The organism is Pseudomonas sp. ANT_J12 (genome assembly GCF_008370045.1).
Lineage (GTDB): Bacteria > Pseudomonadota > Gammaproteobacteria > Pseudomonadales > Pseudomonadaceae > Aquipseudomonas.
This window is the reverse complement of sequence record NZ_VOBN01000011.1, coordinates 1-16,918: the sequence shown is the minus strand read 5'-3', so window position 1 is coordinate 16,918 and position 16,918 is coordinate 1. Positions and strand designations below refer to the sequence as shown.

General features: G+C 57.8%; 10 protein-coding genes. All 10 read left to right on the top strand.

Features of this window, described 5'->3' with window-relative positions; all coding sequences use genetic code 11:
* The first annotated feature begins 104 nt into the window (after nt 1–104).
* Nucleotides 105–464, top strand: a complete 360-nt coding sequence (locus FQ192_RS21495) for a response regulator (RefSeq protein WP_149660337.1) — start codon at nt 105–107, stop codon at nt 462–464.
* 105 nt (nt 465–569) lie between these two features.
* On the top strand, nt 570–2,069 hold the full coding sequence (locus FQ192_RS21490; RefSeq protein WP_149660336.1) for a PhoPQ-activated protein PqaA family protein: 1,500 nt from the start codon (nt 570–572) through the stop codon (nt 2,067–2,069).
* A gap of 414 nt (nt 2,070–2,483) precedes the next feature.
* Entirely contained in the window at nt 2,484–6,014 is a 3,531-nt protein-coding gene (locus tag FQ192_RS21485; protein WP_149660335.1) for a hypothetical protein, read from the top strand.
* 73 nt (nt 6,015–6,087) lie between these two features.
* The gene (locus FQ192_RS21480) at nt 6,088–9,864 is read left to right on the top strand and encodes a hypothetical protein (protein ID WP_149660334.1); all 3,777 of its coding nucleotides are present in this window, start codon (nt 6,088–6,090) and stop codon (nt 9,862–9,864) included.
* Nucleotides 9,865–9,958: 94 nt separating this feature from the next.
* Nucleotides 9,959–11,275, top strand: coding sequence for a glycosyltransferase (locus tag FQ192_RS21475; RefSeq protein ID WP_149660333.1), 1,317 nt, complete (start codon nt 9,959–9,961; stop codon nt 11,273–11,275).
* A gap of 162 nt (nt 11,276–11,437) precedes the next feature.
* On the top strand, nt 11,438–12,313 hold the full coding sequence (locus FQ192_RS21470; RefSeq protein ID WP_149660332.1) for a phospholipase: 876 nt from the start codon (nt 11,438–11,440) through the stop codon (nt 12,311–12,313).
* A 53-nt stretch (nt 12,314–12,366) separates the two neighbouring features.
* Nucleotides 12,367–13,272 carry an AraC family transcriptional regulator gene (locus FQ192_RS21465; protein ID WP_149660331.1) on the top strand — a complete coding sequence of 302 codons (906 nt, stop codon included), beginning with the start codon at nt 12,367–12,369 and terminating at the stop codon, nt 13,270–13,272.
* 313 nt (nt 13,273–13,585) lie between these two features.
* Nucleotides 13,586–14,896: a sugar ABC transporter substrate-binding protein gene (locus tag FQ192_RS21460; RefSeq protein ID WP_149660330.1), complete on the top strand. Its 1,311-nt coding sequence runs from the start codon at nt 13,586–13,588 to the stop codon at nt 14,894–14,896.
* Nucleotides 14,897–15,101: 205 nt separating this feature from the next.
* Nucleotides 15,102–16,001 carry a carbohydrate ABC transporter permease gene (locus tag FQ192_RS21455; RefSeq protein WP_256672338.1) on the top strand — a complete coding sequence of 300 codons (900 nt, stop codon included), beginning with the start codon at nt 15,102–15,104 and terminating at the stop codon, nt 15,999–16,001.
* A gap of 10 nt (nt 16,002–16,011) precedes the next feature.
* Nucleotides 16,012–16,842, top strand: a complete 831-nt coding sequence (locus FQ192_RS21450; protein WP_054046221.1) for a carbohydrate ABC transporter permease — start codon at nt 16,012–16,014, stop codon at nt 16,840–16,842.
* The last annotated feature ends 76 nt before the right edge of the window (nt 16,843–16,918 follow it).

Genomic DNA, 16,918 nt, shown 5'->3' with positions numbered 1-16,918 from the left:
GTATCGGGTCGGGAACTTGTCGGGGTCCGGCAATTACTCAACCAAGAGACCGGCGATTTCGATCGACCGCCGACCCGCCATTCCACCCTTGAGAGCTTTCTATTATGTCCTCCGACCCGTCCATCATTCTCGTCGTCGAAGACGATGCCATCGTCCGCATGCTGATCGTCGATGTGCTGGAGGAACTTGAATTCAAGGTGCTGGAAGCCGATGGCAGCGAAAAGGCACTGGAGTTTCTCAATGACGAAGACCAGTACATCGACCTGATGATGACCGATGTCGGTTTGCCGGTGATGGATGGCCGTGAACTGGCCACCCAGGCGCGCATGCTGCGCCCGGAACTGCCGATCCTGTTTGCCAGCGGTTATGCCGAAAGCATCGATGTGCCGGCCGGCATGCAGGTGATTGGCAAGCCGTTCTCGATTGATCAGTTGCGCGACAAGGTCAAGGGTATGCTGGCCTGATTCGACCTCAGACCCTGTCGCACCTGTCAAGTCTGACAGTAGATGGAACCCGCCCGCATGGAGTTTGATTAGACCGGTCATTCCCGCTCATAAGGAACTGAGTCCATGCCGAGTCAAACCGAACTCTATGCACGTTACTTGAAGGCCTGCGCGCTGGTGCTTGCACTCATCGCTGGCTATGGTTGCCAATCCTCTTCGCCCGACGATCCCCAACACTGCTTTGAACAAAACGGACAGGCGTTCAGCGAAGTCTTGAGGTGTTATCACCAGGCCCAGGCGTCGCAACCGTTGCGCTACACCGATAAGGGCCAGGAGCAACAGCCCGGCGTCAGCATCCGGCGATTTGAGCTGTCGTCGCAGGCCTGGGCCCAGGACGGTCAGGTCGCCCCGGCGCAGTGGCTGCATGACGTCGATCTGTACATTCCCGACAATGTTCAAGGCTCGCGGGCGGTACTGGTCGCCAACGACGGCGTCAACAACTCGCTGCCCGGCCAGTCACCCACCCCGCCCAACAACTTTACCCTACAGACATTGCTCAACATCGCCCGACAAACCGGTTCAATCGTGGTGGCGGTCAGCAATGTACCGAACCAGTACCTGACCTACAGCGATGACGCCGTGCCGCGCACCGAAGATGGCAGTGTCGCCCATAGCTGGAAACTGTTCATGCAGGCACCGGAGCGCCAACCCTTTATCTCGTTGCATGTGCCGATGATGGAAGCGCTGGTCAAGGCCATGGACCTGGCGCAAAAGGAAGCGCCTGCGGGCCAGGCCAAAAGCTTTTTGGCCACCGGTGTATCGAAGCGCGGCTGGGCGGTATGGCTGGCGGCCCTGGCGGACCATCGCATCGATAGCATTGCGCCGTTTGTCATTGATGTCCTGAACACCGAGCGAGTGTTTGACCAGACGTTTCTGGCGTACGGCGGCAACTGGCCCTTGGCGTACTTCGACTACTACTCCCAAGGCGTGATCGCCCAACGCAAGACCCCGGCGTTCAGCAAGCTGATGCGCGTTGAAGACCCGACGACCTACCCGCCCGCTTATCTCGCCCGCTTGAGCATCCCCAAATACATCGTCAATGCCAGCGGTGATGACTTCTTCATCCCGGATGCTTCACGCCTGTACTTCCCGGGGCTGCCGGGTGAGAAGGCGCTGCGTGTCCTGCCCAATTCCCCCCACGACGTCCGCCCACTGGTTGAGGCGAACCTGATTCCGTACATCAAGCGTCGGCAGGCGGGCAAGCCCCTGCCGACGTTGAAGGTGCAGGAACAGCGCCTGGGCGTGACGTCGACCCGACTGCACGTGACGTTGTCCGAGCTGCCGGTCAAGGTCACCAAATGGGCAGCCCACAACCCGCAGGCCCGGGACTTCCGCTACAACTGCAAAGTGCCCTACACCGCCGCGCAGTTCCCGCCGTCGACAGAACTGCAGACCACTTACCAGGCGCCCAAGACCGGCTGGGGTGCCGAGTTTTTCGAGTTTGAATTCGCTGACGGCTTGGTCGCCACGACCACCGTCACGGTTCTTCCGGACACCTACCCGACCCAGGCACCGCCCGCTGATGAGGCGCTTTGCAGAACACTGCCCGGCACCGTGGCTAAATAACCTCCTAAGTTGAACACTCGCAACGACAAAGTACTTTAACTTTGTCGTTGCCTGCTCAACTTTCCACCCGATACGTTTGAATACCAAACTACCCAACGCAACATCCATTTATATAAAGCAACTTGAACCCTTCTCGAAAAATACACAACATCCAAACAAGGAACACCCCCATAAATAATATTAGGTAACACCGTGACAACTCCAACCTTTAAAACGATCAACCGCTATTCTTTCGACGCAACCCTGCAAGCAAGAACACTGCGCAATGAAGCTGACAAGTTCGAAAGAGACTTGGTCATTCTCAAACTAAAAGAGGCGGTGCGCAGCACTGAAGAGACTGACTGGGACTCGCATGAAATTGACTTGAAACCGGGCTCTTCGCTTTATCAACTGCACATGCCCGCGAGCATCCTGTTGAATAAACTGAGCGCCGAACCGCTTATCCAGCAACATGCCGTGCGGCTATTCCGCGAACCGCTTATCGATGCTTTCGTCAACGCTGAGGGCAGCCTGTTCATTCGCGGCGACGCCTGGGAGCCCATCACCCAGATGGCTAACCGTTCTGCCTCGACCCAAGCCCAGCTGAAATGCCTGACGGACATTGCCAAACAAATAGGCGGCATTGTCTCCTCCAGCAATACCGTGGAAATATCGCAATGGATGAAGTTTCACGATCTGAATGTACCTACCACGCAGGCACAAACAAAAAACCTGCTCGACTTCCTGGAGTTCGATATTCCTTCTGCCGATTACCTGGGCAACTATTGGAATCAACTATTCGCGACTGAGGACGGTGAAACGGTATTAACCACCGATCAACAGGCTGCCATGCGCAAGTTAACTGCCGAGTTCCTGCCTAAAGGAAAAAACTTACTCGATAAACTGTATGAAGAAGCATTGAACAGTCGCCCGGTCATTTGGGACGACGCCGGGGATATGCTCAAGTCGCTCGTCAGTCATCCCACTTCCCGGGCATTGGCCAAACGCTACATCACCCGACTGGCCTGGTTTGGCGCCAACGCTGATGAATCGGTCCACGATGAAGACCTCGATCAACTCCTGATCACGGCAATCCTGTTGGACCTGAACCCGCCCGTTGTCACGCAGGACGCACGCAGCCCGTTCGGCAGCCTGGACATTTATTCGCCGGACAATGTTGATTTGCCGCACTTCCTGGTGCGCCAACAACTGGAAACCTACCTGGTGAACAACCAGCGGGTCGGCGCACAAGCCGCGCCACTGGCGGCGCATCTGCTGCTCGCCAACGTCGCGCCGGAGTTCCTGATCAAGCAATTACCTTCCTCACCGCTTTTGGGCTCCATTGCCTGGGTGACGTTCAGCCGCACCGTCGCATTGATTGAGCTCCAAGTCCGGGGGGCGTCGCGTTTGATGACATTTGCGCAGGTCATGCAATACGCGGCCATTGAACCCGTCGGTCCTTACCAGGAAAAAATCAGCGGCTTGGCGGCCATCAACCCGATTGTCGATTGGGCATTGCTGAACAGCGTGATCACACGGGCGGCATTGCAACGCCACAGTGCCGGAGCACTGCAAGAAGCGTCTACGGCGTACCACGCATTCCTGGAGCAGTTGAACCAGGCCGCCACCACGTTTGCCACGCCGCCCCCGAGTCGCCGGGCGCTCGCCCTGGCGCAACTGCAAGCGATCCTGCCGGATAGCGATGACCTGGAAAAAGAATTCCTGACCCACGCCGGGACCGCTTGGCAGTATCAGCCGGTCGTGCCTTATGCCGCTGACGAGATGTTTGAAAACCAGAAAATGTCGATGGTCGAGCTGCACATGTCCGGCGACCTGGTTCGCCAGCAATGGAACGACCCCGCTTACGACCTCTTTAAAAAATACCCCGCGCTGTTGCCCGAGCTGAACAAGCTGTCCGGTGATTTTGAGGCGCCTGTGCGCGCCTATCAGCAGCAACTGCAACACGCGTTGGCGACCAATCTGCAACTGGCATTGGCGCAGTTGGATGAGGCCGATCAGAAAGACCTGCTACGCAGCGAAATCACCTTATACACCGTGCGCGCCTCGGCGCAGTTCGACGCCAAGGCCCCGGTAGCCTTGAATGGCCGCTTCGGCATGGAGTACCTGACCAGCATTGAAACCCAGGAAGCGATCGATGCCGCTACCGGTCATTACGGTGTGGTCATGTGTGCGTCTTTTCGCGGGAAAACCACCTGTTTTGAGCTCTTCAGCCTGCATGGCCAATGCCTGAAAAACCCAGCGCTTGGCGCGGCGATCAGTCAAGCGGCGCTGCACAAAAACCGCGCCCGGATCGACTTCACTGGCGACCTGAATCGCGCCATGAAACCCGCGCAACTGAGCGCCATGCCCCTGGACATCACCAACTACACGCACGGCAGCGTACCGAACCGCAAAGTGTCCAGTGAAGTCGTCCTCGACAAACTGGCGGTACTGGCGGCCCCCATTGAGACGACCATTGACAAGAAAGGCGTCTATCAACGCTTCCACTACCCGAACCTGGAACGCATCGCCCACTTCATCGCCCGCCATCGTCCTCTCGCCACTTACGCCGAGCTGAAAGAAATCGCCTTGGGGCAAACCCGGCTCGAAAAGTTGATCAGCAAGAATGAAGAACGGACCGAGTTCATGCTCAACCTGATCATCCCCTTCCGCTCCTGCATCGCGGAAATTCGTTCCGGGGAACGGGTACGGGTCGCGCAAGGCATCTTTGGTTGCATCATGGATGCCATCGCGGTCATCGGCGGTGTTGCCGGAGCGGCGTCGAATATCGCCGGCATCATGTCCAAGACCGTTTCCTCCTGCTCCAGGATCGCCAGCATTGCCAAAGAGCTGGTCATCCTGGCGATCGGGACTTTCAATCCGCTGGATGGTTTGCGTTCTTACGCCAGCATCGGTGCGAAGGCGCTCCTCAAAGGTGGCCTGCGCTTGAACCTGGTGGGCATGGACGCCGTGACGAAAGCCAGGATGCAGGTGCACCGGCTGACCAAAATGGCCGACTCCTATGACCTGGTCAAAGCGTCGAAACGCTCCGATCTCGTGCAAGGGACCTGGATTCCCAAGGACAGCAGCGAATCCGTTAACGCCTGGGCCTGCCGTAGCCGCAACAATCAATGGCACGCACTCAATCGCTTTGGCCGGCCATGGGGCGAGTCGTTGAAAAATTTCCGCCGGGTCGGCGAGATCCGCTTACCGCGTTTCGACAAACAATTGCCGGCCCTCTACACCAGCACGGTGATTGAAAATGCCCTGTTGAGCGCCCGCCGAAAAATGGACGCCGCCGTCAGGGTACTGGCCCAGGCGAACAGGAAAGTCGATGTCGATGCCCTCGCCAGGCTATTGCTGGGTGGCAGCTCAATCGAAGCGGTCAATAACGTTCTGATGGCGCAAAAGTCGTACTGCGGTGCGGTGGACCTGGGTAATTTCCTGCTGGATGAAGCAGACAGTGCCAACGAAATGCTCACCTTGGACCTCAGTGAGTTCCAGGTATGGAAAAACGCCGGCCCGTTGCAACGGGAGAAACAATTCCTGCGCGTCGACTGCGCCGACCTCAACGAACGCTTCCGCGAGCACCACCTGAACGAAGGCGTGATTGCCGATGATTTGATTCGAACCCTGCTCCACGCCAGCAGCATCGATGACCTGAGCTACGCCCTGCCGTTGCCGAACACCGATTCGCGCTATCAACAGCTGGACGTGGCGCCGCTGCTGAACCTGGCCAACGGGCATCATCCGATCGCCGACGAAGGGGTTGCGACCCGCTACCACGACCGCGCCCAGGCCCGGAACAACGCGGACTCCTTGACAGTATTCACCTCGCTATTGAGTCAGCTGGAAACCCACCCGGCGAACTTTGCCGAGAACCTGTCGGCCATGAGTGCGGCGCTGCAAGCCGCTCGCCAGGGCGCTATCAACCGGCCAGTGCCGATTTACCTGAACAGGCTCTAAACCCCTGTTTCATCGGGAGGCCTGGCATAGGGGCCCTCCTTCTTTTTTTTCAAACTTAATGAATGGACTCAAAATGAATAACACAAGCAACAGCACGCTCACCGAGCGACACCTTTCGCGCCCCATCAGCCCTTCCAACAACGATGTCGATCCCACAAGCAGCAATGACAGCGAGCGACAGGAAGTCATCAGCCGATTGAAAACCATATTGGCTGATGACAACACAGGATTCGCCCCTGCCTGGACCCTGCCAGTTATTTCCCTGGAGCGCGATTCAAGCCTTGAAAGCTCGATGGTGCCCGGCATTGAGCTGTTAAAGCGAATGGTCAGCAAAGACGCCTTTAAACGGATCCTGAGCAGGCACCAATTAGCCGAAGACGCGGTGTTTCAAGTCGCAGAGAACGGGCACATCACCGCACAGACTCCGAACTTCACCTACGACCTGACCAGCCGCACCCAACTGGACCCCGAACTGGACGATGACCTGAAAACCCTCGCCGAAATGGCGGCGGCACTGGGTGGCGCGGTGACGCTCGACGACCGGGTCAGCCTGACGCAATGGTTCAGTTTCCACGAGCATCCCATCCCCAAAACAGCCGAGCAGACCCAACGCCTCATCACGTTGCTGGAGCTGAATCTGCCGAAAAGTCCGCTACTGGGTAACTATTGGGACATGCTCTCGGTCGCCACCGACAGCCCGATCAGCCTGAATGACACCCAGCGCCGCCAAATCAAGGCCCTGACCCAGCGTCACATTCAGGGGCGAGGGACGCTGCTGGATCACCTGTCGCAAGTTGCCTTGGGGCGGGACATCTCGACCATCAGTCGATCCGACGCCGATGAACATCTGCAGACACTCGCATCCCACTCCATCGCGGCCTCTTGGGCCGAAGGCTATATCAACGAACTAGGGTGGTATGGCGCATCGAGCGATGAGCCGATATCCGATGGGTATCGGCAGCAGGTGATGCTGACAGCGGTACTCCTGGACCTGCACCCTTCCATTGGCGAAGCGGAACCGCGCAATCATGTTGCCGGGTTTAATCTCTACGCCACTGAGCATGTTGAACACTCTTTTGCTGCCGTTCGCACCGCGTTGGAGAGCCATCTAGTTGCCAAGGCCGGCGTTAGCGAACAGACCGCGCCTCTTGCCGCCCATTTGTTGCTAGCCGGCACCGCGCCTGAGTTCCTGGTCAAAGACGTGCCACCGACCCTGCTGCTGGGTACACCGCAATGGGTTGAGTTTTGTCGTGGCGTGGCGATGGTGGAATTCAACGCGCCGGGCTCTTCCCGCCTGATGACGTATGCACACATCAAAAAAATGGCAACGATTGATTGGGCGGATGAAGCGCTGACAACCCTCAACAGCGTGCTCGCCATCGATCCCCTGCTCGACTGGGCCCTGCTCAACGGCATTGTCACACTGACCGACGTGCAGAACGCCCACACCACGGCCGTGGCCACTGCAACTTCGGCTTATGAAAAGCACCTTGGACACCTCGTCGACATCCAGACCCAGTTGTCGAAAAAATTCCCGACACGGCGGGACATCGCGTTAAGACTGCTGAAAGTTACAGCCCCTGATTGCGATTTTGTTGAAGATGAGATTCTGCGCAAAAAGAGCCCACACGCCGCTCGCCCGGGCTTTGCCACATCAGAGCCGATGTCGTTGGTTGAGTTGTTGATGGCCAATGAACTCGGCTCCCGGGAATGGGACTTGGCGAACGACAGCCTCTATGACATTTATCCGTTTATCAATAATGAAACCCATCGGTTGAAACCCGAATTCGATCGTTTGTTCAATCGGGCTCACACCCAATTCTCGGAAGCCATGAGCAGCAGTTTCAAACTGGCTTTTGCGACACTGCCACCGCTTGATCGCCAGCGATTGTTAAAAGGACAGGTGTCGCTGTTCACCGTCCGGCCTTCAGTCGCGGTCATCCCCAAGCCGGACAATACATTCTCGTTGAACCCGTTTAAGTTAATCACTCACACGGTCACCGAGTTCACCCAACTAGGCTACAAGGAAAACCAGGCCGACAAAGATGCCGCGACCGGACGTTATGGTGTGGTGGTCGGTGCTTACTACGAGAACAAGTTGTATTGCTACGAACTGTTCACACTGCACGGCGTCTGCCGCGAAAACCCCGCGCTCGCCGAAGTGATCAGCCGTAACGGCTTGTTGAACCAGGCCCCACGCACGGATTTCTCTGGCAGTGCGAATCGCTACGGCCCTCCTTCTGCCACTTATCATTTACCGACTGATATCGAGTGCTATACCCACGGCGTAAACCCCGGCATCCAACCCGCCAGCATTGGTGTGATTGAAAAACTCGCCATTCTTCCCGTGGCCGCCACACACTCAACCCGCCAGCCGCGCAGTTATTACCAAAGTTTTGACAGTGGCGAGTTCAACGAGCTTGCAGCCTTCATTCAGAAACACCGTCCCCTTGCGACCTATGACGAGCTGTCGAAAGAGTGCTGGGGACAGACCAAACTGGAGCGGTTGCGGGCCGAGTACGATGGCATTATCGACACAGCGCTCAACTTCATTGTCCCGTTCAAGTCGTGCATCCAGGACATCCTTTCGGACGATCCGGATCGCCGGGCAGAAGGTTGGGCGTCGTGCACCATTGAGGCGGCCATGACACTGCTGCTGGTGGTCGGCGCGGTCGCCAAGGTGGTCAGCATTGCCGCTAAAACCGCTTCCATCGCGGCAAAGGCCGCCAGCATGGCAAAAGTGGGCGTCGGCTTGTTGAACAGCGTGTTCAATCCGTTGGACGGCATTCCCGCCTTGCTGCGCAAGGGCGTGAAGGTGCTGAAGCTCAAGAAATTGGGCACCAATGTACTGGAAAACGCCACGTTTCAACTGCGCAAGTTGACCGGCAGCGCGCAATCCTATGACTTGGTCAAAGCTGCCAACCGTGCAGACACCGGCATGGGAACCTGGCGTCCATTGGCGTCATCGACGGACTCGATCGCCGTCCTGGCTACGCGCCACAACGACCAATGGTACGCATTGAACCGTAGTGGCCAGCCTATCGGGCCAAAGCTGCAAAACTTCCATTTCCTGAACGCGCTCCGCTTGCCCGGATTGCATAAAATCATGCCCGCAACCTATACCCGCAAGTTGCTTCAGGAGGCATTGCCGGCTGCCCGGAAAAAAGTGGATGACGCCATTAAAGTATTGACTGACGTGACATCGGAGAAAGATTCAGGCGTCGCCCTGAAACTGCTCATGGGGGATCACTCCGCCGAGAGTCGCAAAAAATTTCTGTCCGCCCTGCAGGATGTCAAAAAAGACTTGGCAAAGATCACGCCCGATAACTTCGAACTCGACACCTATACCAAGACAAACAGCCTGGCCGCGCTGAATCCGATTGCCTACAAGGAATGGATAAATGCCGGTGAGACTAAAGCGGCTCAAAAGAAATTCATGCGTATTTATTCGGAAAACTTCAACGACCAATATCGCAAGGAGGGATTCACGTCCACCGTTCCTGCTGATGATCTGATTCATGAAGTCTTTCACGGAGCCCCCGACACTCTGGACCACACTTACGCCAGTGCGCCGGTGTCCGGTCGAATCGGCAACCAGCAACGCCTGGACGTCAAGCGATTGATGAACCTGGCGTCTGGTCACTTCCGTGACGACAACCTCAAGTTGCTGGATAAGACCCTGGCCTTTGACAATGCCGACTCGTTTGCCGTGACCACCTCTTTGTTGAGCCAATCTTCCAGCAACAACCTTATGTTTCTTGAAAACATCGCCACCTTGCAGAAGCAGGCGGATAGAGCTCGCGGTGGCTACATTGGCTGGGAGGTGGTGTTGAACTTCAACCCGGTTTGATCAACGGCCCCATTGGCAGGGGCATCTGTGCGCAGGGCTGTGGTTTAATCGCGCTCTTTTTTTCATCGCCCTGCGCCCTCATCAGGAATGCCCCATGAGCCTGCCCCCCATCAAAGTCCTGGTCATTGGTTACGTCTGGCCCGAACCCCGCTCTTCGGCAGCCAGTGGCCATGTGATGCAAATTCTCGACACGTTTTTGCAGCAAGGCTGGGACATCACCTTCAGCAGCCCGGCGGGCGTCGGCGAACACAAAGCCGACCTCGCCGCCCTGGGCATTCGTGAATGTGCGATTGAGCTGAATAACAGCAGTTTCGATACGTTTATCCGCGAACTGACCCCGGATATCGTATTGTTCGACCAATTCATGATGGAAGAGCAATTCGGCTGGCGCGTAGAGAAACAGTGCCCCGACGCATTGCGCGTGCTCGAAACTTCCGATCTGCAAAGCTTGCGACATGCCCGGCACCAGCGGCTCAAGGATCGGTTGAAGGCCAGTGCCGATGAGAACGACTTCGGCGATCTGTTTGCCCCGGCGCTCCGTGAGGAGTTCGAGTTGATGGCCGGCACCGACCTGGCCAAACGCGAGATTGCTGCGCTGTATCGTTGCGACTTGAGCCTGATGATTTCCCCGGTGGAAATCGAGTTGCTGGTCGAACAGTTCAAGCTGCCGCGGGACTTGCTGCACTGGTGTCCCTTGATGCCCTCCCTGCCAACGGCGGCCCATACCCCGTTTGAAGCTCGGGCGAACTTTCTCAGCATCGGCAACTTCCGTCACGCGCCGAACTGGGACGCCGTGCTGTGGATGAAAACCGCAGTCTGGCCATTGATCCGTCAGCAATTACCCGGTGCGCAGTTGCATCTTTATGGCGCTTACACGCCGCCCAAAGCCACCGCGTTGCACAACCCGGCCCAAGGGTTTCATGTCATGAACTGGGCGGAGGATGCGTTGCAGGTGATGTCGGCGGCGCGAATCTGCCTGGCACCGCTGCGCTTTGGCGCGGGGATCAAAGGCAAGATTGTCGATGCCATGCTGTGTGGCACGCCGAGCGTCACCACGCCCATCGGCGCCGAGGGCATGAGCGATGGCCTGCTGTGGCCGGGGGTCATTGGTGAATCCGCTGAAGCGCTGGCTGCCGCGGCTGTTGCGCTGTATCAGGACAAGGCGTTGTGGACCCAGGCGCAACAACATGGCGACCAATTGCTCAGCGCCCAATATCGCCAGTCAGACCACGGCCCGGCCTTGATCGAGCGCCTGCAAGCCTGTCGGCGTGACCTGGCCGAGCGCCGTCGCGACAACTTCACCGGCGCCATGCTTCGCCACCACGCGCACAAAAGCACGCAGTACATGGCCCAATGGATCGAGGCGAAAAATCGTCACGTCGAGTCGGATGTTTCTGATTCTCGCGGGTGATAACTGACCTGAGAAAAGTGGCGCAAGGCTATATTTATGTGGATGTTTCTGTGCATTGAAAATCACCTGCCGGGCTTCTAGGCTCTTGGGCATCAGGTGATTTTTTCACGATTCCTCGCGCCCCACGGATGGGGGCCGAGCCACAGGCAGGAGCCTTGCACCATGACCAACAGCCCCACTTCCAATGTCGACAAACAATGCTGGATGAGCAAAGTCCCCGACATCGACCGCATGAAAATCACCGATCTCATCTGGCCCGGCACGCACAACTCGGGCATGGACAAAAAAGCCCCCAATTACGAAGTCATCATCGGCAACTGGACCACCTGCCAGAACGACTCCTTTGCCTGGCAACTGGCCAACGGTGCCCGGGCATTCGATTTGCGCCTGGGCTACCTGCCCGGCTCGCCCAGGGGTTCTTATTACTTTCACCACAACGGCTATCAGTCGCACAGGGTGCTGGATGAGCTGATCGATGCGGTCAACAGCTTTCTCGACCGCAACCCGGATGAATTCATCGTCCTCGACTTTCACCAATTGGGTAATGGCGACCAGCACTTTGACTACCGGCAACTCAGCGACTTATTGATACAACGCCTCGGCGCCCGGGCCATTGCACCCGACGATGAAGAAAAGACCCTTGGGGAGCTCAAGGCGGCGAGCAGCAAGAAACGCGTGGTTCTCGCCTCCCGCAAGTCGGTGGAACTGGACCTGGATTATTTCTGGGGCACCATCCCCCATCGGTGGAGCGGCTCCCGGCTCACCAACGTGGACGAGTTGCGCCGACATATCGCCCGCACCCTGGACACACCCCGGTACGGCCATTACCTGTGGTCCCTGACCGCCACCAGCTACACCTTCCTCGGCGGGCCGGTGGACATCAAGCAACACATCAACGACTGGTTCCACTCCTCCCGGGATTGGGTGACGCAATGCAGCATCATCAGCACCGACTTCTTCGACGAGTCGCAGATTGTCGGTTATTGCTGGGTCGCCAACAGCATGAAGGCGGCACAACTCAGGCAGTCGCTGGCATAACTGGCCCGGAAAGAGGCATCATCAGCGGGCAATAACAATAAAAGTGCCCTGCCATGAGCCGATCCGCCCGAATAACCGATCCTTCCTACGAGTTGATGGACGACCACAACGGGTTGTCCATCATCTATCGCCAGCATGGTTTCCCATGCCCGTTGGTGCGCTGGCATTTCCACAAGGAATACGAACTGCACCTGATCGTCGCCAGTTCCGGCAAGGTGTTCATCGGTGATTACATCGGCAACTTCTACCCGGAAACGCTGTTCCTGACCGGCCCCAACCTGCCGCACAACTGGATCAGCCAGGTCGCCGAAGACGAAGTGGTGCCCAAACGGGACATGCTGGTCAACTTCACCGATGAGTTGTTCGACAGCGGTCACCTGGTGTTTGCCGAACTCAAGACCCTGGTGCCCTTGCTGGAGCGCGCGCAGTACGGCATCGAGTTTCGCTGCAAGCGCACCATCCGCCAAGCCATGACCCTGATGCAGCGCATCGCCGACACCCAAGGCGTGACCCGGCTCGGGCATTTCCTGATTTTGCTGGAATTGCTCGCGGCGTCCGATGATTACCAACTGCTGTCGGGCGCCACGACCACGCCATTGGCGGATGAACACAACGTTGACCGCACCAACCGGGCGGTGGATTACATCTTTGCCCATTACGCCCGGGAACTGCCGCTGGAAGAAGTCGCCGAGCACCTGGGTATGAAGCCGACGTATTTCAGTCGAGTGTTCAAGCAGGCCACCGGGCGCTGCTTCATCGAATTCGTCAATCGCCTGCGCATCAGCAAGTCCTGTGAACTGCTGGCCGATGGCGATAAACCGGTGACCGATGTGTGTTTCGAGTCGGGTTTCAACAATATTTCCAACTTCAACCGACGGTTTCAGCAACTCAAGGGCATGACCCCTTCCCATTACCGGCGGTTGGCGGTCCAACGTTTGACCGAGCAAAACCTCGGTTAAATGCTTTGTTGTACGGGCGAGGCTTGCCCGCGAAGGCGGTGTATCAGAAAAGACGCCTTCGCGGGCAAGCCTCGCTCCTACAGGTTTCCCTACAAAACCTGTACGCATTTCATCACCGACAATCATCTAAAAGCCCTACCCCGTACTTCCCACCGAAAACCCCAGTGCAAAAAAGTATCGATTCAAGTGCGATGGATGATTTGTCACATCCGCAATTGAAGGCTGTAATCAGTGCACATTCTTCCCTCATCAGGAAGACACAAAAACAATAACTGTCCTTCTGGCCCCGCCGGGTACAGAAAAGGAGTGCTCGATGCAACCTTCTGTAAAAGCTCTGCTTGCCCTCACCTGCATGACCCTCAGCAGCGTCAGTCTCGGCGCCCAGACCCTGACCATTGCCACCGTCAACAACAGCGACATGATTCGCATGCAAAAGCTCTCGAAAACCTTCGAGACCGAGCATCCGGACATCAAGCTCAATTGGGTGGTGCTCGAAGAAAACGTCCTGCGCCAACGCCTGACCACCGACATTGCGACTCAGGGCGGGCAGTTCGATGTGCTGACCATCGGCATGTACGAAGCCGCACTCTGGGGCGCCAAAGGTTGGCTGGAGCCGATGAAGGACTTGCCGGCCAGCTACGCCCTCGACGACGTGTTCCCGTCGGTGCGTGAAGGCCTGTCGGTCAAGGGTTCGCTGTACGCCCTGCCGTTCTACGCCGAAAGCTCGATCACCTATTACCGCACCGATCTGTTCAAGAACGCCGGGCTGGAAATGCCGGAGCGCCCGACCTGGACCCAGATCAGCGAGTTCGCGAAGAAACTCACCGATAAAGATAAAGAACAGTACGGCATCTGCCTGCGCGGCAAGGCTGGCTGGGGCGAGAACATGGCGCTGATCACCACCATCGCCAACGCCTATGGCGCGCGCTGGTTCGATGAGAAGTGGCAACCGGAATTCACCGGCCCCGAGTGGAAGAACGCGCTGAACTTCTACGTGCAGACCATGAAGGATTCGGGCCCACCGGGCGCCTCCAGCAACGGTTTCAACGAAAACCTGGCGCTGTTCAACAGCGGCAAGTGCGCGATCTGGGTCGATGCCAGCGTCGCCGGCTCCTTCGTCACCGACAAGACGCAAAGCAAGGTCAGCGAGCACGTCGGTTTCACCTATGCGCCCCATGAAGTCACCGATAAAGGTTCGGCCTGGTTGTACTCCTGGGCGCTGGCGATTCCGACCAGTTCCAAGGCCAAGGACGCGGCGAAAACCTTCAGTGCCTGGGCGACTTCCAAGGAGTACGGCGCACTGGTTGCCGAGAAAGACGGCATCGCCAACGTACCGCCAGGCACCCGGGCCTCAACTTACAGCGAGGCCTACATGAAAGCCGCGCCGTTCGCCAAAGTGACCCTCGAGTCGCTGAAAGCCGCCGACCCGAGCAAACCGAGCGTCAAGCCTGTGCCGTACATCGGCATCCAACTGGTGACCATTCCTGAATTCCAGGGCATCGGCACCCAGGTCGGCAAGTCGTTCTCGGCAGCGCTGATCGGTCAGACCACGGTCGACCAGGCCCTGGCCGCCGCCCAGCAAACCACCGAACGTGAGATGAAGCGCGCCGGTTATCCCAAGTAACCCGCGCCCTCTGTAGGAGCGCTTTTTGTGGCGAGGGAGCTTGCTCCCGCTCGGCTGCGAAGCAGTCGCAAAGCTTTTGGGGTTGCTTCGCGACCCAGCGGGAGCAAGCTCCCTCGCCACACAAGCCTCGCTCCTACAGTTGATCTTCACCTGCCTGTTCTTAATCGGTTCTATCGCCATGAATATTTCAACTGCCAAAGCTCAAATGGACATTCCCCAACCGGTGCGTAAAAGCCGGTTGGCCAATCCCGGCTGGTTTCTGGTCAGCCCTTCGGTGGTCATGTTGCTGCTGTGGATGATCGTGCCGCTGGGCATGACCCTCTACTTCTCGGTGATCCGCTACAACCTGCTCAACCCCGGCGAGAACGAGTTCGTGGGGCTGGAGAACTTCACCTATTTCCTCACCGACTCGGGCTTCCTGCCCGGCGCCACCAACACCCTGTTGCTGGTAGGCAGCGTGCTGCTGATCAGCGTGGTGTTCGGCGTGTTGATCAGTGCGTTGCTGGAGGCCAGTGAGTTCCTCGGTCGCGGCATCGTGCGGGTCATGCTGATTTCGCCGTTCTTCATCATGCCCACCGTCGGCGCGCTGATCTGGAAGAACCTGATTTTCCATCCGGTGTCGGGGATTCTCGCCTACGTCTGGAAGCTGTTCGGCGCACAACCGGTGGACTGGCTGGCGCACTACCCGCTGCTGTCGATCATCATCATTGTCTCGTGGCAATGGCTGCCCTTCGCGATCCTGATCCTGATGACCGCCATGCAGTCGCTGGACCAGGAACAGAAAGAAGCCGCGCGCCTGGACGGTGCCGGTCCGGTCGCGATCTTCTGGCACCTGACCCTGCCGCACCTGGCGCGGCCAATTGCGGTGGTGGTGATGATTGAAACGATCTTCCTGCTCTCGGTGTTTGCTGAAATCTTTACCACCACCAACGGTGGCCCCGGCTACGCCTCGACCAACCTCGCCTACCTGATCTACAACCAGGCGCTGGTGCAGTTTGATGTGGGCATGGCGTCCGCCGGCGGTTTGATCGCGGTGGTGATTGCCAACGTCGCGGCCATCGTGCTGGTGCGCATGATCGGCAAAAACCTGACAGACAAAGCCTGAGGCCTGCGCCATGACTCTTCAACAATCCCGCCGTCTGCAAAGCCTGCTGCTCGGCACCCTGGCCTGGGCCATCGCGATCCTGATCTTCTTCCCGATCTTCTGGATGGTGCTGACCAGTTTCAAAACCGAAATCGACGCGTTCGCCACGCCGCCGCAATTCATCTTCACCCCGACGCTGGAAAACTACCTGCACATCAACGAGCGCAGCGACTACTTCAGCTTCGCCTGGAACTCGGTGGTGATTTCCTTCAGCGCCACGGCCCTGTGCCTGCTGATCGCAGTGCCGGCGGCCTACTCGATGGCGTTCTACGAAACCAAACGCACCAAAGGCACGCTGCTGTGGATGCTCTCCACCAAGATGCTGCCACCGGTGGGCGTGCTGATGCCGATCTACCTGCTGGCCAAGAGTTTCGGCCTGCTCGATACGCGTATCGCGCTGATCGTGATCTACACCCTGATCAACCTGCCGATCGTGGTCTGGATGATTTACACCTACTTCAAGGACATCCCCAAAGACATCCTCGAAGCCGCACGTCTGGACGGGGCAACGCTGTGGCAAGAAATGGTCCGCGTGCTGCTGCCCATCGCCAAGGGTGGCCTGGCCTCCACGGTGCTGCTGTCGCTGATCCTGTGCTGGAACGAAGCGTTCTGGTCCTTGAACCTGACGTCGTCCAAAGCCGCACCGTTGACCGCGTTGATCGCCTCGTACTCAAGCCCCGAAGGTCTGTTCTGGGCCAAGTTGTCGGCGGTATCGACCCTGGCGTGTGCGCCGATCCTGATCTTCGGCTGGATCAGCCAGAAACAACTGGTCCGCGGCCTGTCGTTTGGTGCAGTGAAGTAGCCCGGAATCCGATCCTTGTAGGAGCCAGGCTTGCCGGCGAAGGCGTCCGTTAAATCGCCTTCGCCGGCAAGCCTGG